The sequence below is a fragment of the Streptomyces sp. NPDC002896 genome (genome assembly GCF_040295225.1).
GTDB lineage: Bacteria > Actinomycetota > Actinomycetes > Streptomycetales > Streptomycetaceae > Streptomyces.
The window spans coordinates 197,124-217,663 of record NZ_JBEOVA010000006.1 but is presented as its reverse complement, the minus strand read 5'-3'; the positions used below and the strand labels follow the sequence as shown (position 1 = coordinate 217,663).

At 69.9% G+C, this 20,540-nt stretch carries 17 protein-coding genes; 8 read left to right on the top strand and 9 right to left on the bottom strand.

Translation table 11 applies throughout. From position 1 onward, the window contains the following. Window positions 1-4: 4 nt before the first annotated feature. The 3 genes from ABT009_RS12580 to ABT009_RS12570 all read right to left on the bottom strand — a co-directional run bounded on the left by ABT009_RS12580 (window position 5) and on the right by ABT009_RS12570 (window position 3,358). Window positions 5-937, bottom strand: coding sequence for a carbohydrate ABC transporter permease (locus tag ABT009_RS12580; RefSeq protein ID WP_351292527.1), 933 nt, complete (start codon window positions 935-937; stop codon window positions 5-7). A 13-nt stretch (window positions 938-950) separates the two neighbouring features. Next, window positions 951-1,946 (bottom strand): carbohydrate ABC transporter permease, encoded by a 996-nt coding sequence (locus ABT009_RS12575; RefSeq protein WP_351292525.1) that lies wholly within the window; start codon window positions 1,944-1,946, stop codon window positions 951-953. A gap of 101 nt (window positions 1,947-2,047) precedes the next feature. Next, window positions 2,048-3,358 (bottom strand): ABC transporter substrate-binding protein, encoded by a 1,311-nt coding sequence (locus tag ABT009_RS12570; protein WP_351292523.1) that lies wholly within the window; start codon window positions 3,356-3,358, stop codon window positions 2,048-2,050. 285 nt (window positions 3,359-3,643) lie between these two features. Here ABT009_RS12570 and ABT009_RS12565 point away from each other — a divergent pair, with 285 nt between their 5' ends. After that, window positions 3,644-4,660: a LacI family DNA-binding transcriptional regulator gene (locus ABT009_RS12565; RefSeq protein ID WP_351292521.1), complete on the top strand. Its 1,017-nt coding sequence runs from the start codon at window positions 3,644-3,646 to the stop codon at window positions 4,658-4,660. 397 nt (window positions 4,661-5,057) lie between these two features. Here ABT009_RS12565 and fdhD read toward each other — a convergent pair whose 3' ends face one another. From fdhD to ABT009_RS12540, 5 genes are all read right to left on the bottom strand, one after another. Then, window positions 5,058-5,921, bottom strand: a complete 864-nt coding sequence (fdhD, locus tag ABT009_RS12560) for a formate dehydrogenase accessory sulfurtransferase FdhD (RefSeq protein ID WP_351292519.1) — start codon at window positions 5,919-5,921, stop codon at window positions 5,058-5,060. A gap of 36 nt (window positions 5,922-5,957) precedes the next feature. Next, window positions 5,958-6,818 (bottom strand): 2Fe-2S iron-sulfur cluster-binding protein, encoded by an 861-nt coding sequence (locus ABT009_RS12555; RefSeq protein ID WP_351292517.1) that lies wholly within the window; start codon window positions 6,816-6,818, stop codon window positions 5,958-5,960. A gap of 136 nt (window positions 6,819-6,954) precedes the next feature. Next, entirely contained in the window at window positions 6,955-8,892 is a 1,938-nt protein-coding gene (locus tag ABT009_RS12550; protein ID WP_351292515.1) for an NAD(P)H-dependent oxidoreductase subunit E, read from the bottom strand. A 7-nt stretch (window positions 8,893-8,899) separates the two neighbouring features. Continuing rightward, on the bottom strand, window positions 8,900-10,855 hold the full coding sequence (locus ABT009_RS12545) for a molybdopterin oxidoreductase family protein (RefSeq protein ID WP_351292513.1): 1,956 nt from the start codon (window positions 10,853-10,855) through the stop codon (window positions 8,900-8,902). Further along, a complete protein-coding gene (locus ABT009_RS12540) occupies window positions 10,852-11,829 on the bottom strand; it encodes a 2-dehydropantoate 2-reductase (RefSeq protein WP_351292511.1) in 978 nt (325 codons plus the stop codon). Before ABT009_RS12540 ends, ABT009_RS12545 begins: the two co-directional genes overlap by 4 nt. A gap of 212 nt (window positions 11,830-12,041) precedes the next feature. On the opposite strand from ABT009_RS12540, the gene ABT009_RS12535 reads away from it, so the two are divergent. From ABT009_RS12535 to ABT009_RS12520, 4 genes are all read left to right on the top strand, one after another. Beyond that, window positions 12,042-13,379: an OFA family MFS transporter gene (locus ABT009_RS12535; protein WP_351292509.1), complete on the top strand. Its 1,338-nt coding sequence runs from the start codon at window positions 12,042-12,044 to the stop codon at window positions 13,377-13,379. Further along, window positions 13,345-13,488: an MFS transporter small subunit gene (locus ABT009_RS12530; protein ID WP_351292507.1), complete on the top strand. Its 144-nt coding sequence runs from the start codon at window positions 13,345-13,347 to the stop codon at window positions 13,486-13,488. The genes ABT009_RS12535 and ABT009_RS12530 overlap by 35 nt, the downstream gene beginning before the upstream one ends. 178 nt (window positions 13,489-13,666) lie before the next feature. Further along, window positions 13,667-14,614 carry a beta-ketoacyl-ACP synthase III gene (locus tag ABT009_RS12525; protein WP_351292505.1) on the top strand — a complete coding sequence of 316 codons (948 nt, stop codon included), beginning with the start codon at window positions 13,667-13,669 and terminating at the stop codon, window positions 14,612-14,614. Between the two features lie 169 nt (window positions 14,615-14,783). Then, complete coding sequence (locus ABT009_RS12520; RefSeq protein ID WP_351292503.1) at window positions 14,784-15,461, top strand: GntR family transcriptional regulator; 678 nt, start codon at window positions 14,784-14,786, stop codon at window positions 15,459-15,461. Between the two features lie 42 nt (window positions 15,462-15,503). Here the strand turns inward: ABT009_RS12520 and ABT009_RS12515 are convergent, their stop codons facing one another. Then, window positions 15,504-16,265: an NAD(P)H-binding protein gene (locus tag ABT009_RS12515; protein ID WP_351292501.1), complete on the bottom strand. Its 762-nt coding sequence runs from the start codon at window positions 16,263-16,265 to the stop codon at window positions 15,504-15,506. 291 nt (window positions 16,266-16,556) lie between these two features. On the opposite strand from ABT009_RS12515, the gene ABT009_RS12510 reads away from it, so the two are divergent. The 3 genes from ABT009_RS12510 to ABT009_RS12500 all read left to right on the top strand — a co-directional run bounded on the left by ABT009_RS12510 (window position 16,557) and on the right by ABT009_RS12500 (window position 20,531). Next, window positions 16,557-17,738 carry an ROK family transcriptional regulator gene (locus tag ABT009_RS12510; protein ID WP_351292960.1) on the top strand — a complete coding sequence of 394 codons (1,182 nt, stop codon included), beginning with the start codon at window positions 16,557-16,559 and terminating at the stop codon, window positions 17,736-17,738. A 163-nt stretch (window positions 17,739-17,901) separates the two neighbouring features. Continuing rightward, window positions 17,902-19,476 carry a sugar ABC transporter ATP-binding protein gene (locus tag ABT009_RS12505; protein WP_351292499.1) on the top strand — a complete coding sequence of 525 codons (1,575 nt, stop codon included), beginning with the start codon at window positions 17,902-17,904 and terminating at the stop codon, window positions 19,474-19,476. Further along, window positions 19,473-20,531, top strand: coding sequence for an ABC transporter permease (locus tag ABT009_RS12500; RefSeq protein ID WP_351292497.1), 1,059 nt, complete (start codon window positions 19,473-19,475; stop codon window positions 20,529-20,531). Before ABT009_RS12505 ends, ABT009_RS12500 begins: the two co-directional genes overlap by 4 nt. Window positions 20,532-20,540 lie beyond the last annotated feature (9 nt).

The window sequence follows — 20,540 nt, the reverse complement described above, 5'->3', positions numbered from 1 at the left end:
GCGCTCAGCCCTTGACCGCGCCCTGCATGATCCCGCCGACGATCTGGCGTCCGAAGACGACGAACATTGCGAGCAGGGGCAGGGTGCCGAGCAGCGCACCGGCCATGATCAGCGACTGGTCGCGTACATAGCCCGCGCTGAGCTGGGTGAGGGCGACGGGGACCGTCGGGTTGCTCATGTCCAGCACGATGAACGGCCAGAAGAAGTCGTTCCACGCGTGTACGAACGTGATCATGAACAGTACGGCCATGGCCGGCCGCGCGACGGGCAGCACGATGCTCCAGAAGATGCGCAGCGAGTGCGCGCCGTCGACGCGCCCCGCCTCGACCAGTTCGTCGGGCAGGGCCTCGGAGAGGTACTGCCGCATGAAGAACACGCCGACCGCGCTGACGAGGGTGGGGAAGATGACGGCGGGCAGCTTCTGCCCCCACCCCAGCTCCGCCATCATCATGAACAGCGGAACGACACCGAGCTGGGGCGGAATCATCATCGTCCCGATCACCAGCATCAGCAGGATGTTGCGGCCCCTGAAGCGCAGCTTGGCGAAGGCGAACCCGGCCAGCGTGGCGAACAGCACGGTGGACAGCGCGATGACCCCGGCCACGATGAAGCTGTTGACCATGGCCTTGCCGAGTGCGGCGTCCTGCCAGGCCTTGCCCAGGTTCTCGAACAGATGGGGACCCGGCAGGAAGGGCGGGGGCGTCTGTGTCACGCGCGTGTTGTCGCTCGACGCCGCCACCATCGTGAAGTAGAGCGGGAAGAGGGAGAACAGCGCGGCCAGGCCGAGCAGCACATAGGTGAGCGGTCCCGCGTGATGCTGGCGGCCGGCCCGCTGGCGCAGTGAAAGACGCGGGCGGCGACGACCGGACGGCGTGCCGTCGAGGGCGGTACGGGGGCGTGCGTCCGCCTTCCGGACCGGGAGACTGTCGGTGGTCATGGAGGGCTCCTGGTCAGGACCTGCGCGACAGGGCGCGCTTGAGGACTCGCTGGACGACGAAGATGAGGATGAGCAGCAGGAACATGGCCCAGGCGACGGTGGCGGCCCGTCCCATCTGGTAGTTCTTCCAGCCCTCCTCGTATAGGAGCAGGCCCAGCGTCTGGTACTGGTTGTCCGCGCCGCCGGTGATGCCGTTGGGGCCCTGGCCGAAGATCAGCGGCTCACCGAAGAGCTGGGTGGCGCCGATCGTGGACAGCACGATGGTGAAGACGATGGTGGAACGGATGCCCGGCACGGTGACCTTGAGGAACTGCTGCCAGCGGGAGGCACCGTCGATGGCGGCCGCCTCGTAGCGGTCCCGCGGGATGGCTTGCATGGCCGCGAGGTAGAGCAGGGCGTTGTAGCCGGTCCAGCGCCAGATCACGATGGTCGAGATCGCTGTCTGCGCCGCCCACTTGTTGTTCTCCCAGTCGATGTGGTCCACGCCGACCAGGCTCAGCATCCAGTTGATCATGCCGAAGTCGCGCTCGAAGAGCATCGTGAACACGAGGGCGGCGGCCCCGACCGAAGTCGCGTACGGAGTCAGGGCCGCAACGCGGAAGAACGTCGAACCACGCAGCCGGTAGTTGAGCAGATGGGCCAGGCCGAGGGCCATCAGCAGCTGCGGCACGGTCGAGATCACACCGATGGTGATGGTGTTGGCCAGCGCGTTCCAGAAGCGGTCGTCGTGCCACAGCGCCGTGTAGTTGTCGAACGCGACCCACTCCATCAGGTTCAGCGACGACATCTCGACGCGATGGAGCGAGATCCAGGACGTGTAGAGCAGCGGGTAGAAGCTGAAGGCCGCGAAGACCACGAAGAACGGGGCGACGAACGCGTACGGCGCGCCACGCAGGTCGAGGCGGTGCAGCAGGTTCCGCCGACCCTGGCGGTCCCCGTGCGTACGGTTCCCGGCCGGGGGAGCGGTGCCGAGGGCACCGCCCTGGGGCGTCGAGGTGGAGGTGGCCACCGGAAGGCATCCTTCCTTCGAAGCGGGGGTTGGGGCCGAGGGCCTGGCGGCCACGCTGGGTGAGCGTGGGCGCCAGGCGCCTGCGGGAAGGGCGGGACCGCTCAGCCGACGGCCTTCTTGATGCGTTCGTCACTGGTCTTCCAGGCCTCGTCCGGGGTCTTGTTCTGCGCCTCGATCAGCGTCAGGCCCTGCGAGAAGATGTCCTTGATGGTGCCGTCCTTGCGGCCGAGCACCTGCTCGTCGGGGATCTCCTTGGCCGCCTCGCCGAGGATCTTGCCGATGGGCGCGCCGCTGAAGTAGTCGGACTTCGCGTCGGCCACTTCGGGCATCTTCAACGCGGCCTCGGACGAAGGGAAGTTGCCGATCTTCTCGAAGATGTAGGCCTGCTGCTCGGGAGCCGTGAGCCAGGCGACGAGTTCCTTCGCCTCCTTCTTGACCGGGCTCTGCTCCATGACGCCGAGGAACGCTCCGCCCCAGTTCGCGCCCTGCGGTGCCTTGGCCACGTCCCACTTGCCCTTGTTCTTCGGCCCGGCCTTCTCGCTGATATGGGCGAGCATCCAGGCGGGGCACACCGTGCTGGCGAACGTACTGTTGGCGAGGCCGGGGTCCCAACCGGGCTGGAACTGCCGGAGCTTGGCGGTCAAGCCGGACGTGGCCGCATCGGACGCCAGTTCCCAGGCGTCCTTGACCACGGGGTTCTCGGCGTAGACGAGCTTGCCGCTCTTGTCGTAGAACTGCTCCGAACTGCCGTAGATCATGGCGTTGAACAGGCCGCTCGAGCTGTCCATGAAGGCGACATCGTCCTTCATGTCCTTCTTGAAGCGCTTGCCCGCCTCGACGTACTTCGACCAGTCGCCCTCCCACAGCTTCGCGACTTCGTCGCGGTCGGTGGGCAGTCCGGCCTGCTCGAAGAAGTCCTTGCGGTAGCAGACCGCCATCGGGCCGATGTCCGTGCCGAGTCCGATCACCTTCTTGTCCGGTGCGGTGACCTGGCTGAGTTTCCAGGGCAGGAAGTGGTCGGTGCCGGCGACGCCCGAGAGGTCGGTGAACTTGTCCTTCTGGGTGTCGACAAGTTCCTTGGCGCGTCCGATCTCTATGCCCTGGATGTCCTTCAGGCCGCTGCCGGCGGCCAGGTGCGTCTGCAGGGCGGTGTAGTAAGTCTGCTCGTCACCGGCGACATCCGCCTTGATGACGACGTCCGGGTGCAGCTTCATGTACTTCTCGAGGAGACCTGTCTCCTTGAAGCCCATGACGCCGAAGAGCCCCATGGTGATGGTGACCTTGCCGTCCTTCCGGCCCCCGCCGGTCCCCGTGTCGCTGCTGCCACTGCAGCCCACGACCAGGCCGAGAGCCGTCACAGCCGATAACGCGGCCACGACTCTTGTACGCAACTGCCTGCGGACCTTGCTCATTCCGTCCTCCTAGCGGCGGCGTCGACGCGCCGGAACTCCAGCTGTACGGACCGCTCAGCGGCCCGATTTGTCCATTGGGTACGTACCCAAACACGGGTGGGAACGTGCCCACCAAGGTTTCCGAAGCGTCGCCGCCCCTCAACTCCCGTGTCAAGAAGGTGAACTGACTAGATTTCAGAGAGTTGTCGGAGGGGAGCCCACCCCAAGGCGACGGACCGCCATCACCTGTCTGGCACAATGCGCAGGTGAACGCCGTCCCCACGGCACGGCATCGAGGGAGGAGCCATGGGGGGAAGGCAACGGCCGACCATCAAGACCGTGGCCGCACGCGCCGGAGTCGGACGTACCACGGTTTCGCGCGTCATCAACGGCTCCGAACTCGTCAGCGAGAAGGCCAGGGCTGCCGTACTGGCCGCCATCGCCGAGCTCCAGTACGTACCGAACTCCGTGGCCCGCGGCCTCGTCACGAGCAAGACCAACTCCGTGGCCCTGGTCATCCCCGAGTCGGAGAGCCGCCTCGGGTCGGAGCCGTACTTCTCGGCGGTCATCCGCGGTGTCAGCGCGGTCCTCGCCGAGACAAGGACGCAGTTGCAGCTCGTGCTCGTCCGCGATCAGGGGGAACGTGACCAGCTCACCGACTCGGTCGCAGAGCGCCGGGTGGACGGTGTGCTCCTGGTGTCCGTGCACGAGCACGATCCTCTGCCGGGGCTGCTGGAGGACATGGGCCTGCCCACGGTGCTTGCCGGCCGCCGAGGCCCCGACGAGTCGCTGAGCCACGTCCACTCGGACAACACGGGGGGAGCCGCGGCGGCCGTGAGGCACCTGCTGTCACGCGGCCGCTCGAACGTGGCCACGATCAGCGGACCGCTGGACATGGACGTGGCACGCAGCAGGCTTCAGGGCTGGCGGGATGCCCTGACGGAGGCAGGCCGTCCGGCCGGGGAGGAGCTCGTGGCCACGAGCGACTTCACCGAGGAGGGCGGCAGCACCGCCATGAGTTCACTTCTCGAACAAGTCCCGGACCTGGACGCCGTCTTCGTGGCATCCGACGTCATGGCGGCCGGCGCCCTGACGGAACTGCGCCGGGCCGGGCGCCGCATCCCGGACGACGTGGCCGTGGTCGGCTTCGACGACTCCATCATCGCCCGCCACAGCAATCCGCCCCTCACCAGCGTGCGCCAGCCCGTCGAGGAGATCGGCAGCACCATCGCCCACCTCCTCCTTGAGGAGATCAACGATCCCGACGCGCCGCGTCGGCACGTTGTCCTGCCCACGCAGCTTGTGGTGCGCGAGTCGTCGTAAGCGGAATGGTCCGACCGGGACGATGTTGCCTCCCACCGGATGGACGAGGCGGCTGCCCCTGCGGGCGGCTTCTCCGGCTCTGCTGAGCGCGACCGACGACCTGCCCGTCCGCGGCGGGCTCGGCCCGCACGTCGACGCGGGAGCGCGACATCACCGGCTCTGCTGAGCGCGAGTGACGTTGCGCGGCACGCGCGGGCCCGGTGCTCACCGACGTCAAGGGACCCGGCGCCGGGTGTGGTGGCCGACCTTCCCATGGCAGTGCACTCGGGGAGGAACATCCGCCCACGCCGGAGCTGCGCGTGTCGCTCGCAACGGCCACCGGGTGTGGCGAGGCCCGGCCGGCGCAGGGGGCGCTCCCCGTCGGCCGGGGCCCCGCCGCCGTGCAGCGGGGAGCCGGTCAGCCCTGGGCGGCCGCGGCCCGCAGGGCGATGCGGTGCTCACCCGCGTACACGTTCATGGAGTCGCCTCGCAGGAAGCCGACCAGGGTCAGGCCGGTCTCGGCGGCGAGGTCGACGGCGAGCGAGGACGGGGCGGAGACCGCGGCCAGGACCGGGATGCCCGCCATCACGGCCTTCTGTGCGAGCTCGAAGGACGCCCGGCCGGAGACCAGCAGGATCGTGCGGGACAGGGGCAGGCCGCCGTTCTGCAGGGCGCGCCCGACCAGCTTGTCGACCGCGTTGTGGCGGCCCACGTCCTCGCGTATGTCCAGCAGCTCCCCGTCCTCCGTGAACAGAGCCGCCGCGTGCAGGCCCCCGGTCCGGTCGAAGACCCGCTGAGCGGCGCGCAGCCGGTCGGGGAGGCTTGCGAGCAGCTCGGGTTCGAGCCGGACCGGGGGAGCGCTGCCGTCGCCTGTGTCGTCGATGGGCCACCGGGCGGTGGTCCGCACCGCGTCCAGGCTCGCCTTGCCGCACAGGCCGCAGGAGGAGGTGGTGTAGACGTTGCGTTCGAGGGTGATGTCGGGGACGGCCACGCCCGGTGCCAGCTTCACGTCGACCACGTTGTACGTGTTCGAGCCGTCCTGCGTGGCGCCGGCGCAGTAGACGATGTTCTGCAGCTCGTCCGCCGTGCCCAGCACGCCCTCGCTCACCAGGAAGCCCGCCGCGAGCGCGAAGTCGTCGCCCGGGGTGCGCATGGTGATGGCGAGGGGCTTGCCGTTCAGCCGGATCTCGAGGGGTTCTTCGGCGACGAGTGTGTCCGGGCGGGTGCTCACGGCCCCGTCCCGGATCCTGATCACCCGCCGTCGCTCGGTGACGCGTCCCATGTGTTCCTCAGTCCCGAAAGTCCCGAAAGTTCCGAATCAGTCCCGGTTCTGTACGTGCTGGTAGCCGAAGCGACCCTTGATGCAGAGGTTGCCGTGGGTCACCGGGTTGTCGTGCGGCGAGGTTACCTTCACGATCTCATTGTCCTGCACGTGCAACGTCAGGTTGCAGCCCACTCCGCAGTACGCGCACACGGTGGTCGTCTCCGTCTGGGCCGACTCGTCCCAGGTGCCCGCGGCCCGCATGTCGAACTCTGTCTTGAAGGACAGCGCTCCCGTCGGGCACACCTCGATGCAGTTGCCGCAGTACACGCACGCCGAGTCGGTCAGCGGCGCGTCGTGCTCCACGGCGATACGGGCGGCGAAGCCCCGGCCCGCGACCGAGATCGCGAAGGTGTTCTGCCACTGGTCGCCGCACGCGTCGACGCACTTGTAGCAGAGGATGCACTTGTCGTCGTCGCGCACGTACAGATCGTTGTCGATCTTGGGTTCCTCGTTGAGGCGTGCCGCGTCCGGGCCGAAGCGGTCCGGCTTCGCCTCGTACTCCTTGATCCACTCGGCGACCTTCGGTGTCGTCGACAAGTCGACCGAGGAGGCGAGGAGTTCGAGGACGATCTTGCGGCTGTGGCGGGCGCGTTCGGTGTCGGTGCGCACATCCATGCCTGGTTCGGCCTTGCGCGAGCAGGCCGGGGCGAGCGTGCGGGCGCCCTCCACCTCGACCACGCACACGCGGCACGCGTTCTTCGGGGTGAGTGTGTCGCCCTGGCACAGCGTCGGTATGTCCTTGCCCGCCGCCCGGCAGGCGTCGAGGATCGTCGAGCCCTCGGGAACCCTGGCCTCCTGCCCGTCCAGCGTGAACTCGACGAGGCGGCGTGGCGGTCCCAGCGGTATGGCGGTCATGCGTACGCCCCCAGGAAGTCGATGGTCGTCATGTGCAGGGCGCCAGGCGTGAGGGCCCCAAGGCGGTGGATCGCGGATTCCACGGCGGTCATTCGTATGCCTCCGGGTGATCGGTGGCCGACCGGCTCCCCGGCGGTCATTCGTATGCCCCGAGGCGGTCGATGGCCGACTCCACGGCGTTCCAGGCGGTCTGACCGAGACCGCAGATCGAGGCGTCCCTCATGGCGCGGCCCACCTCGCGGAGCAGGGCGATGTCGTCGGCCGCGGCGGCACCCGTGCGCTCCGCGATCCGGTGCAGCGCCTCCTCCTGGCGGACAGTGCCGACCCGGCACGGCACGCACTGGCCGCACGACTCGTCGCGGAAGAACTCGGCGATGCGGAGCAGGATGCGGGGGAGCGGCACGGTGTCGTCGAGTGCCAGGACGACACCGGATCCGAGCGTCGTACCGGCCTCGCGCGTGCCCTCGAAGGTGAGCGGGATGGCCAGCTCGTCGGGGCGTACGAAGCCGCCTGCGGCGCCGCCCAGCAGTACCGCCCGGAGACTGTCCGGCTTGCCCGCGAGGTCGAGGAGGTCGCCGAGCGTGGCACCGAACGGCAGCTCGTAGATGCCGGGCCGCTCGACGCTTCCCGACACGCAGAACAGCTTGGGGCCCGTCGACTTCTCCGTGCCGATCGCGGCGTACGCCTGGGCGCCCATCGTGAGGATCGGCAGGACGTTCACGAGCGTCTCGACGTTGTTGGCGGCCGTCGGCTTGCCGAACAGGCCCTTCTCCACCGGGAATGGGGGCTTCGAGCGAGGCTCCCCCCTGTACCCCTCGATGGAGTTGAACAGCGCCGTTTCCTCACCGCAGATGTACGCGCCCGCGCCGCGGCGTATCTCGATGTCGAAGGCGTAGCCCTGGCCGAGTACGTCGTCGCCGAGGAGGCCGCGCGCGCGTGCCTGCTCGATGGCGTGGGTCAGCCTGTGCAGGGCGCGCGGATACTCGCCGCGCAGGTAGAGGTAGCCCTTGTGCGCGCCGACCGCGTAGCCCGCGATCGTCATCGCCTCGATGAGGGCGTACGGGTCGCCCTCCATGATCACCCGGTCCTTGAAGGTGCCGGGTTCTGACTCGTCGGCGTTGCAGACGAGGTAGTGGGGGTGGTCCGGCTGGGAGGCCGTCGCCTGCCACTTGCGGCCGGTGGGGAAGGCGGCGCCGCCGCGGCCGACGAGGCCGGCGTCGGTCACTTCGCGGATCACCCCGGCGGGGCCGATCGCGAAGGCCTGGCGTAGGGCCTCGTATCCGCCGTGGGCGCGGTAGTCGTCCAGCGAGGTGGGGTCGACTGCGCCTATGCGGCGCAGGAGGACCAGGCCGTCTTGGCCGGCCTGGGGGACCGCCGTGGTGGCGGGGGGTTCGGCGGGTGCCGTCTCGGGGCTTTCGGCGGTGGCTACGGCGGAGTCGATGGTGGCCGGGGCGGCGATGGCGGTGGCGTAGGAGGATTCCCCCACCCCGCCCCTTCCCGAAACCGGGGCTCCGCCCCGGACCCCGCTGGGGGCGGAGCCCTCTGGTTCGGGAAGGGGCGGGGCAGGGGAGAAGCCCGCCGCGGGTGCCCCCGCCCGCACCACCAACGCTGCCGGCGCCCGCTCACACAACCCCAGACACGGGCTCCGCTCCACCGAAACCCCGCTCCCCACCCCCAGCCGCGCCTCCACCCCGGCGCAGACCTCCGCCGCCCCGGCGGCCGCACACGCAAGATCCGTACACACGTGCAGCACCGTCGCCGGCCGCGGCTTCACCGAGAACATCGAGTAGAACGTGGCGACCCCGTACGCCTCCGCCGGCGGCACCGTGAGCCGCCGGCACAGATAGTCGAGGGCACCCTCGCTGATCCACCCCACGCGGTCGTTGACCGCGTGCAGCCCCGGCAACAGCAGGTCGCGCCGCTCCCGCGCCTCGCGGCCCCCGCGCGCCCACCTCAGGTCGGCGTCGGTGCGGTCGTCGGCGCCCTCCCACGCCGACTCCGGCGGGCCGAGCAGCGCGTCGACCGCGGCCCGCTCCTCGTCCGTCGGCTTGCTGTCACCGAAGTGCAGATCCATGCCTGTCTCAGCTCCTCACGGCCGTGACGGGTGCCTTCGCGTTCTCGGTCAGCTTCTCGATGCGGATCGCCGACGCCTTGAACTCCGCCGTGCCCGCGATCGGGCAGTTGGCCTCGATCGTCAGCTGGTTGGTGTCCACCTCGTCGGGAAAGTGCATGGTCATGAAGGCGAGCCCCGGCCGCAGCCCCGGGTCGACCCACACGGGCGCCACGACAGACCCCCGCCGCGACGACACCCGCACGTCCTCACCCACCACGACCCCGTACCGCTCGGCGTCCTCCGGGCACAGCTCCACGTACTCACCGCGCCGCAGCGGAGACGCGAAACCGCCGCTCTGCACACCGGTGTTGTACGAGTCGAGGCGCCGCCCGGTCGTCAGACGGATCGGGAACTCTTCGTCGGTGAGGTCCACCGGCGGGTCGTGCTGGACCAGACCGAACGGCGCGAGCCGGCCGCGCCCGGCCGGGTCGGGGTCCCACAGCCGGCCGTGCAGATAGGTCGGTTCGAGCTGTTCCGTGTCGGGGCACGGCCACTGGATGCCCTGGTGCTCCTCCAGCCGCTCGTACGTCATTCCGTAGTGGTCCGGGGACACCGACCGCAGCTCGTTCCAGACCGACTCCGCGTCCGCGTACTTCCAGTCGCGGCCCAGCCGGGCGGCCAGGTCGCAGATGATGTCGATGTCCTCGCGCGCCTCGCCGGGCGGGTCGACCGCCTTGCGTACACGCTGTACGCGCCGCTCGCTGTTGGTCGTCGTGCCGTCGGTCTCTGCCCAACCCGCCGTGGCGGGCAGCACGACATCGGCCAACTCGGCCGTCTTCGTCAGGAAGATGTCCTGCACCACCAGGAAGTCCAGGGCCTTCAGCCGCCGGATCGCCTGCTCGCTGTCCGCCTCCGACTGCGCCGGGTTCTCACCGATGCAGTACACAGCCTTGAGCGAGCCCTCCTCCATGGCCTCGAACATCTCCGTCAGGTTCAGCCCGTAGTGCGGCTGGATCACGGTGTCCCACGCCGACTCGAACTTCAGCCGGGCGTCCGGGTCGAGGATGTCCTGGAAGCCGGGCAGGCGGTTGGGGATCGCGCCCATGTCGCCGCCGCCCTGCACGTTGTTCTGTCCGCGCAGGGGCTGCAGCCCCGAGCCGTACCGCCCCACATGCCCGGTGAGCAGCGACAGGTTGATCAGCGCCCGTACGTTGTCCGTGCCGTTGTGGTGCTCGGTGATGCCCAGCGTCCAGCACAGCTGGGCCCGTTCGGCGCGGGCGTACGCGTGCGCCAGCTCCCGTATCGCGGCCGCCGGAACACCCGTCACCTTCTCGGCGAGCGACAGCGTCCACGGCTCGACGAGCTGCTTGTACTCCTCGAAGCCCGTCGTCGCCCGCTCGATGAAGGCGTGGTTGGCGAGGCCCGCGTGGATGATCTCCCTCCCGATCGCGTGCGCCATCGGGATGTCCGTGCCCACGTTCAGGCCGAGCCAGCTCTCCGCCCACTCGGCGGTGCTCGTACGCCGCGGATCGACGGCGTACATCCGGGCGCCGTTCCTGATGCCCTTCAGAACGTGCTGGAAGAAGATCGGGTGCGCGAAGCGGGCGTTGGAGCCCCACATCACGATCAGGTCGGTGTGCTCGATCTCCTCGTACGAGGACGTGCCGCCGCCCGAGCCGAACGCGGCCGACAGACCGGCGACGCTCGGCGCGTGGCAGGTGCGGTTGCAGGAGTCGACGTTGTTCGTGCCCATCACGACCCGCGCGAACTTCTGCGCCACATAGTTCATTTCGTTGGTCGCCCGGGCGCACGAGAACATCCCGAAGGCGCCCCGCGCCGCACGGAGTCCGTCGGCGGCGCGGGTGAGCGCTTCGTCCCACGTGGCGCGGCGGAACGGCTCGTCGCGGGAGTCGCGGACGAGGGGGTGCGTCAGCCGGGTGTACGTCTTGGGCGTGCGGTCCTTCTTGCGTGCCCTGTTGCTCATGCCGCGCTCCTCATGCGGTCGGCCAGCAGGTCCGAGATGGCGTGGACGGTACGGAGCGTCGGCACCGGCACATCGGTGATCTCCGCCAGCTCCACGACGGCCGCGAGCAGCACGTCGAGTTCGAGCGGTTTGCCGCGCTCCAGGTCCTGGAGAGTGGAGGTGCGGTGGTCGCCGACGCGCTCCGCGCCCGCAAGGCGCCGCTCGATGGAGACGCCCGGTTTGCAGCCCAGGGCCTCGGCGACCGTGAGCGTCTCGGCCATCATGATCTCGATGACCTTGCGCGTGCCGCCGTGCAGGCACATCTGCCGCATGGTGGCGCGGGCGAGCGCGCTGATCGGGTTGAAGGAGATGTTGCCGAGCAGCTTGACCCAGATGTCGTTGCGCAGGTCGGGCTCGACGGGGCACTTGAGGCCGCCGGCCTGCATGGCCTCGCTGAAGGCCACACAGCGCGCGGACACCGACCGGTCGGGCTCGCCGATGGAGAACCGGGTGCCCTCCAAGTGGCGTACGACGCCGGGGCCTTCGAGCTCGGTCGCCGCGTACACGACGCAGCCGATGGCCCGTTCGGGCGCGAGCACCGCACTGACCGCGCCGTCGGGGTCCACGCTTTCGATGCGCTGACCGTCGTAGGGGCCGGCGTGCCGGTGGAAGTACCACCAGGGGATGCCGTTCTGGGCCGCGATGACGGCCGTGTCCTGGTGCAGCAGCGGCTCGATGAGCGGCCCGCACGCCGCGTACGAGTTGGCCTTGAGACCCAGGAAGACGAAGTCGACCGGGCCGATCGCGGCCGGGTCGTCGGTGGCGTGGGTGCGCGCGGTGAAGTCGCCGCGCGGGCTGAGAACCTGCACTCCGTGCTGCCTCATGGCCGCGAGATGCGGTCCACGGGCGACGAGATGCACGTCGGCGCCTGCGCGGTGCAGCGCGGCCCCGACGTAGGCGCCGATCGCACCGGCGCCGAGAACTGCGACTTTCACTGTGGGGCGCTCCGTTCGGTCGAGGGAAACCGGAGGGAAAGCAAGGGACAGAGAGTGTCGACGAAATATTGTCTACAGTATGGAACTTGGGCCAGCAAGGGTTCGCGCAGCAGCTGCGACAGCTCTTTGAGCAAGGCATTGCATACCGTCGACAGGGTTCGTGTCCCCGAACGCCTTCCCAAGTCCCGTACGGGTTCCTATCGTTCGGGATCATGAGCCCACCCCTCGCCCCAACCGGCTGGAGCCGCTGGCTGGTTCCGCCAGCCGCCCTCTCGGTCCACCTCTCCATCGGCCAGGCCTACGCCTGGAGCGTCTTCAAACCCCCACTGGAGTCGGCGCTCGGCCTCAGCGGCACCCAGAGCGCCCTGCCCTTCCAGCTCGGCATCGTCATGCTGGGCCTGTCCGCCGCGTTCGGCGGCACGCTCGTGGAGCGCAACGGGCCGCGCTGGGCGATGACGGTCTCGCTGTGCTGCTTCTCCTCCGGCTTCCTGCTCGCCGCGCTCGGCGCCGCCACCGAGCAGTACTGGCTGATCGTCCTCGGCTACGGCTTCGTCGGCGGCATAGGCCTCGGCATCGGCTACATCTCGCCCGTCTCGACGCTCATCAAGTGGTTCCCGGACAGGCCCGGCATGGCCACCGGCATCGCCATCATGGGCTTCGGCGGCGGCGCCCTCATCGCCTCGCCCTGGTCGGCGCAGATGCTCGAGTCCTTCGGTGCGGACCCGTCCGGCATCGCGCTCGCGTTCCTCGTGCACGGTCTGACGTATGCCGTCTTCATGTCACTGGGCGTGCTGCTGGTACGCGTGCCGCGTCCCGACTCGCGGCCCAACCCGTCCGCGCCGTCCCCGATCGAGGGCGTCCAGGTCTCGGCGCGCAACGCCGTGCGCACCCCGCAGTTCTGGTGCCTGTGGGTCGTGCTGTGCATGAACGTGACCGCGGGCATCGGCATCCTGGAGAAGGCCGCGCCCATGATCACCGACTTCTTCGCGGACACGGACACCCCGGTGTCGGTCTCCGCGGCGGCCGGATTCGTGGCGCTGCTGTCCGCGGCCAACATGGCCGGGCGCATCGGCTGGTCCTCCACCTCGGACCTCATCGGCCGCAAGAACATCTACCGGCTGTACCTGGGCGTGGGCGCGCTGATGTACCTGTTGATCGTGCAGTTCGGTGACTCCTCCAAGCCCCTGTTCATCGTGTGCGCGCTGGTCATCCTCTCCTTCTACGGCGGCGGCTTCGCCACGATCCCCGCCTATCTGAAGGACCTCTTCGGCACCTACCAGGTGGGCGCCATCCACGGCCGGCTGCTCACCGCCTGGTCCACCGCCGGAGTCCTCGGACCGCTGATCGTCAACTGGGTCGCCGACAGCCAGGAGGAGGCCGGCAAGCACGGCTCCGGCCTCTACGGCCTGTCGCTCACCATCATGATCGGCTTGCTCGTCGTCGGCTTCGTCGCCAACGAGCTCGTACGTCCCGTCCACACCCGCCACCACATCCCCGCCCCGAGGGAGGCCGCCGATGACGACACCGTCCGGGACCAGCAGTCCGCCTAGCCCGAGCCGCCGCGGACTGATCGTCTTCGCCTGGCTGTGGGTGGGTCTGCCGCTCGCCTACGGGGTCTACGAACTGGTGCAGAAGGCGACGCAGCTGTTCACCGGCTGAGGCTCCGGCCTCCGAGGATCCGAGGAGGGGTGCCCCGCGCTGTACGGCATGCGGCTGTACGGCATGAGGGAAACCGACAAGTGGGGCGCCCCAATCCTGTCGCTTTACGTCACCTCGTACCCGTGAGTCGCTTACCAGACTGGTGAGTCCCGTATCTCCGCCACGAGGGGGCTCGCCCATGAACGGCTCACGCATCGCCGCTGTCGGCCATTACCAGCCCGCCCAGGTGCTCACCAACCAGGACCTGGCGGGCATGGTCGACACGAGCGACGAGTGGATCACGTCCCGGGTGGGCATCCGCACCCGCCATATCGCCGGTCCCGACGAGCCCGTCGACGAACTGGCCGCGCACGCCGGAGCCAAGGCCCTGGCCGCCGCGGGCCTGACACCCGGCGACATCGACCTGGTGCTGGTCGCCACCTCCACGGCCGAGGACCGCTCCCCGAACATGGCCGCCCGGGTCGCCGCCCGCCTCGGCATCCCGTCCCCCGCCGCCATGGACGTCAACGTCGTCTGCGCGGGCTTCACGCACGCGCTCGCCACGGCCGACCACGCCGTACGGGCCGGGGCATCGGCGCGGGCACTCGTCATCGGCGCGGACAAGATGTCCGCCGTGACCGACTGGAGCGACCGCACCACCTGCGTCCTCGTCGGCGACGGCGCGGGGGCCGCCGTCGTCGAGGCGAGCGCCCCGGGCTCCGAGCCCGGCATCGGGCCGGTGTTGTGGGGCTCCGTGCCCGGCATGGGCAACGCCGTACGCATCGAGGGCACCCCGCCGCGCTTCGCGCAGGAGGGCCAGAGCGTCTACCGGTGGGCCACCACCCAGCTCCCGCCCATCGCCCGCCAGGCGTGCGAGCGTGCGGGTCTTGCGCCCGAGGATCTGGCCGGGGTCGTCCTGCACCAGGCGAACCTCAGGATCATCGAGCCGCTCGCCCAGAAGATCGGCGCCGTGAACGCGGTCGTCGCCCGCGACGTCGTCGACTCCGGCAACACGTCGGCGGCGAGCATTCCGCTCGCCCTGTCCAAGCTGGTGGAGCGCGGCGAGATCGGCACCGGCGATCCCGTGCTGCTCTTCGGGTTCGGCGGCAATCTGTCGTACGCCGGGCAGGTCGTGCGCTGCCCGTGAGGCGACCGACGGGCCGGCCCGGTGGGGCGCCCTGAGCGCGGTGTGACGTGTCCAACTGGCTCTGGTACTGGCCATTGTGCTCAGTAGACTGTAGACGAAAGCCAATTGATACCGGCTCGTCCGAAGCCACTTGATACCGGCTCGTCCGCCGCCCAGGAGGGGGACCGCGATGTTGTCCACAGGACTGCCGCAGGGAGCGGTGCCGAGGCTCGAACGTCCGGGTCCCCTGCGGGACCGGGTCTACGAGGCACTGCTCGAACTCATCACGACCCGCGCCCTGCAGCCCGGCCAGCACCTCGTCGAGAGCGAACTGGCCGGGCATCTCGGTGTCTCGCGGCAGCCGGTGCGCGAGGCCCTGCAGCGCCTCAACACCGAGGGCTGGGTAGATCTGCGGCCCGCGCAGGGCGCGTTCGTGCACGAGCCGACGGAGGACGAGGCGGACCAGCTGCTGACAGTGCGTACGCTCCTTGAGGCCGAGGCCGCACGGCTGGCCGCCGCCAACGCGGGCACCGCGGGGATCACCGCGCTGGAAGAGCTCTGCGCGACAGGCGAGCAGGCGGTCGAGGACGGCGACGTGGACCTGGTGGTGGCGACCAACGCCGCGTTCCACACCAAGGTCATGGAGCTGGCGGGCAACATCGTCCTGGCCGAACTGGCAGGCCAGGTCGACCGGCGCGTCCGCTGGTACTACACGCCGGTCGCCCGGCAGCGCGGCAAGCAGTCCTGGATCGAGCACCGCGACCTGATCGCGGCGATCTCGGCCCGCGACGAGCAGCGCGCCACGGAGGTCATGCGCGCCCATACGGAGCACACGCGCAAGACGTATCACGCGCGCGAGAAGTCCTGAGGGCGGCACAGCACGGACGGGCGAGCTGCGTCTGCGCGCCGATCAGGACGACCGGAACGCGTCCGCATGCGCCTCGGCCCACTGGTGGAAGGTGCGCGGCGCCCGGCCCGTGATCTCCTGGACCGTCGGCAGGACCTGCGACTCGTCGAGGGTTCCGTCGACGTGGAAGCGGAAGAACGCGTCGACGTAGGCGCCGGGCATGCGGGCGCTCAGCTCCTCGCGCGCCTCCGCGTCCGAGAGGCCCTCGAAGCGCAGCTCGCGGCCCAGCACCTCGCCGAGAACGCGGACCCTGTCCTCGGGCAGCAGGGATTCCGGGCCGGTCAGCGCGTACGCCTTTCGTTCGTGGCCGGGCGGCAGGAGCGCGCGGGCGGCGACGCGGCCGATGTCGTACGGGTCGATGTTCGCCACGCGCACGCGTGGGAAGGGGGCGCGGACCACATCGCCCTCGCGCAACTGCTGTGCCCACTCCAGCGTGTTGGACATGAAGCCCACGGGCCGTAGAAACGTCCAGGTGAGACCGGAGTCGCGTACCGCTGCCTCCGCCTCCAGCATGTAGCGGGTGACCGCGTTGCTGTCCTCGCCGCCCGGGATCGAGCTGCTGGAGAGCAGCACGACATGCTGGACACCGGCGGTGTGCGCGTCGGCGAGCACCTGGTGCTGACCGCCGTAGCCGGGCAGCAGGAACAGGCCGCGTACGCCGTCGAGCGCGTCCTTGACCGTCCCCGGTTCGTTGAGGTCTCCGGCCACCGCCTCGGCGCCGTCCGGCAGCCCGCGTGTCGTCCCGGAACGGCTGAGCGCCCGCACGGGTTCGCCCGCCTGAGCGCCCGCACGGGTTCGCCCGCCTCGGCCACCGCCCGCACCACTTCGGATCCGACGTTCCCCGTGGCCCCCGTCACAAGAATCATTCATCACGAATACCACGGGGTGTGCGAGCAGCGGGGGTAGCCGCCGGGCCGGTCAGGGCTTTGTCCTGTCGCAGGAGAAAGTTGGGGGCGGTTCCTGCGCAACTTCTTCCCACTCTCGGCAACCACTGCTACGTTCCCCTCGAAAGCGACGGAGACAGGCCGATCAGGCGGGGAGGGGCACGTGAGACGTATGACGGCTCGGCCCGCGAACGCACATCAGGCGCGACTGCTGCGGCTGTTGCGTGACGGCGGCCCCAACTCGCGGGCGCAGCTGGGCGATCAGATCGATCTGTCCCGCTCCAAGCTCGCGGTCGAGGTGGACCGGCTGCTGGAGACCGGACTCGTCGTCGCCGACGGGCTGGCCGCCTCGCGCGGCGGCCGCCGCTCCCACAACATCCGCCTCGCGCCCAACCTGCGCTTCCTCGGCGTCGACATCGGCGCCACGTCGATCGACGTCGCCGTGACCAACGCGGAGCTCGAGGTGCTCGGGCACATCAACCAGCCCATGGACGTACGCGAGGGCCCTGTCGCCGTCTTCGAGCAAGTCCTCGCCATGGCAGCGAAGTTGAAGGCCTCCGGGCTCGCCGAAGGTTTCGACGGGGCGGGCATCGGCGTGCCGGGACCGGTCCGCTTCCCCGAAGGCGTGCCGGTCGCGCCGCCGATCATGCCCGGCTGGGACGGCTTCCCCGTACGCGAGGCCCTCAGCCAGGAACTCGGCTGCCCCGTCCTCGTCGACAACGACGTGAACCTCATGGCGATGGGGGAGCAGCACGCGGGCGTCGCGCGCTCGGTCGGCGACTTCCTCTGTATCAAGATCGGTACCGGCATCGGCTGCGGCATCGTGGTCGGCGGCGAGGTCCACCGCGGTACGACGGGCAGCGCCGGCGACATCGGCCACATCCAGGTCGAACCGGACGGGCGGCCCTGCGCCTGCGGGAACCGGGGCTGTCTGGAAGCCCACTTCAGCGGCGCGGCTCTCGCCCGTGACGCCGAGGAGGCCGCCCAGCAGGGACGCTCACCCGAGCTCGCGACCCGCTTCGAGGCGGCAGGGCGGCTCACCGCCGCTGACGTCGCCGCTGCGGCCGCCGCAGGCGACGCCACCGCGCTCGACCTCATCCGCGAAGGCGGCAACCGCACCGGCCAGGTCATCGCCTCACTCGTCAGCTTCTTCAACCCCGGCCTGGTGGTCATCGGCGGCGGCGTGACCGGCCTCGGCCACACGCTGCTCGCCGCCATCCGCACCCAGGTCTACCGCCAGTCGCTGCCCCTCGCGACCGGGAACCTGCCCATCGTCCTCGGCGAGTTGGGGCCCGCGGCCGGTGTGACCGGCGCGGCCCGGCTCATCAGCGACCACTTGTTCTCGCCGGCCTGATCGCCGGTACGCATCCGCACCACCCACACCACCCGCACCACCCAGTACCGCATCCACGTACAGCGCTCTGCTCTGCCGTACCCGAAATATCAGTACACGCCCTGAACTGCACCTGCCCTGAATCGCACCCGCTCACCGGCCGCACCCGCCGAGGGGAACCGTCATGGCACCAGAACCACCCCTGCTCACCATGTCCGGCATCACCAAGTCTTTCCCGGGCGTCCGCGCCCTCGACGGCGTCGACCTCGAGGTCCAGGCCGGCGAGGTCCACTGCCTGCTCGGCCAGAACGGCGCCGGGAAGTCCACCCTCATCAAGGTGCTCGCCGGCGCCCACCAGCCCGACGACGGCGAGATCACCTGGCGCTCCGAACGCGTCGTCCTCCGCTCTCCCATCGCCGCCATGCGCCTCGGCATCGCCACCATCTACCAGGAACTCGACCTGGTGGAGGGCCTGTCGGTGGCCGAGAACGTCTTCCTCGGCCATGAGCCGACCGCGGCAGGGTTCGTCGTACGAGGGCGGGAGGCGCGCGCCCGGGCTGCGGCCCTCCTCAAGCGGCTCGGGCACCCGGAGATCGACCCGGCCCGGCTCGTCGGCGATCTCTCCGCCGCCCAGCAGCAGATCGTCTCGATGGCGCGGGCGCTCTCCCACGACGTACGGCTCATCGTCATGGACGAGCCGTCCGCAGCCCTGGATCCGGACGAGGTCGAGAACCTCTTCCGTATCGTCCGCGATCTGACCGCAGACGGCGTCGCCGTCGTCTACATCTCCCACCGCCTCGAGGAGATCCGCACGATCGGCGACCGGGTCACCGTCCTCAAGGACGGCCGGGCCGTCGCGGTGGGGCTGCCCGCCAAGACCACCCCGACGCGGGAGGTCGTCGCGCTGATGACCGGCCGCAACGTCGAGTACGTCTTCCCGGAACGGCCGTCCGATCCTTCCGCGACCCTCCGTTCCGCCCCCGTACTGACCGTCGAAGGACTCGCCCGCGACGGAGAGTTCGCGCCCCTCGACCTCGACCTGCACCCCGGCGAGGTCGTCGGCCTCGCGGGGCTCGTCGGCTCCGGCCGCTCGGAGATCCTGGAGACGATCTACGGAGCGCGCAGGCCGAGCGCGGGCCGGGTGCTGGTCGACGGGAAGCCGCTGAAGCCCGGCAGCGTGCGCGCCGCCGTGCGGGCCGGGCTCGGGCTCGCCCCGGAGGAGCGCAAGGCCCAGGCCCTGCTGATGCTCGAGTCCGTCACCCGCAATGTGTCGGTCTCCTCCATGTCCCGCTTCTCCAGGGGCGGCTGGCTGGACCGGTCCGCCGAGCGTGACGCGGCGCGGAAGGCCACGCGCGAACTGTCGCTGCGCCCCGACAACCCGTCCGTTCCAGTGCGCACGCTCTCCGGCGGCAACCAGCAGAAGGCCGTACTCGCCCGCTGGCTGCTGCGCGGCTGCCGCGTCCTGCTGCTCGACGAGCCCACCCGGGGCGTCGACGTCGGCGCCCGCGCCGAGCTGTACGCCGTCATCCGCCGCCTCGCCGACGATGGCCTCGCCGTCCTCCTCGTCTCCAGCGAAGTACCCGAGGTCCTCGGGCTCGCCGACCGTGTGCTGGTGCTCCGCGAGGGCCGCGTCGTGCACACGGCGCCCGCCCGGGAGCTCGACGAACACCGCGTACTCGACCTCGTGATGGAAGGAAGCTCCGTGACCCCGGTGACCCCCGCACACCCCGTGACCGCGGAAGGGAGTCCGACGTCATGACGCAGCCCGCCTCGCCGGCGCAGCAGGGTCAGCCGGACGCACGGCCCCGGCCCGATTCCGCATCCACCCGCAAGTCCGCCCCCGCGGACGGCGGGAGTCCGCTCCGCACCGTATGGGCGCGCGCCGACATCCGGACCCTGTCGCTCCTCGGTGTGCTCGCCGCGCTGATCGTCGTCGGCGGCATCACCAAGCCCGACGAGTTCCTGGACACCAGGAACCTCCAGCTCGTCCTCACCCAGTCGTCCGTCATCGGTGTCGTCACGGTCGGCATGACGTTCGTCATCACCTCCGGCGGCATCGACCTGTCCGTGGGCGCGATCGTCGCGCTCGCCTCGGTGTGGGCCACGACCGTCGCCACCCAGGAGTACGGCTTCGGGGGCATCTTCTTCACGTCGGTGCTCGTCGGCGTCGGCTGCGGACTCGTGAACGGGTTGCTCATCGCGTACGGCGGCATGGTGCCGTTCATCGCGACGCTCGCCATGCTGGCCTCCGCACGCGGCCTCGCCCTGCAGATCACCGACGGCAGGACGCAGGTCGTCAGCGTCGACGGGATCCTCGATCTCGGGGAGCGCGACGCGTACATCCTCGGCGTTCCGCCGCTGGTCCTCGTTTTCGCGGCCGTCACGATCGTCGGCTGGCTGGTGCTCAACCGCACCACCTTCGGCCGGCGCACCGTCGCCGTCGGCGGCAACGCGGAGGCGGCGCGGCTGGCCGGCATCGATGTACGGCGCCAGCGCCTCTACCTCTATCTGCTGTCCGGGCTGTGCTGCGGCATCGCCGCGTTCCTGCTGATCATCCTGTCCGGCTCGGGCCAGAACACCAACGGCAATCTCTACGAACTCGACGCCATCGCCGCCGCGATCATCGGCGGAACGCTGCTCAGCGGCGGCCGGGGCACCATCACCGGCTCCGTCCTCGGCGTCCTGATCTTCACCACGATCACCAACATCTTCGCCCTCAACAACCTGCAGAGCGACGTCCAGCAGATCGCCAAGGGAGCGATCATCGTCGCCGCCGTGCTGGTCCAACGCCGTACCGCAAGCACGACGACATGAGGAAAGGGT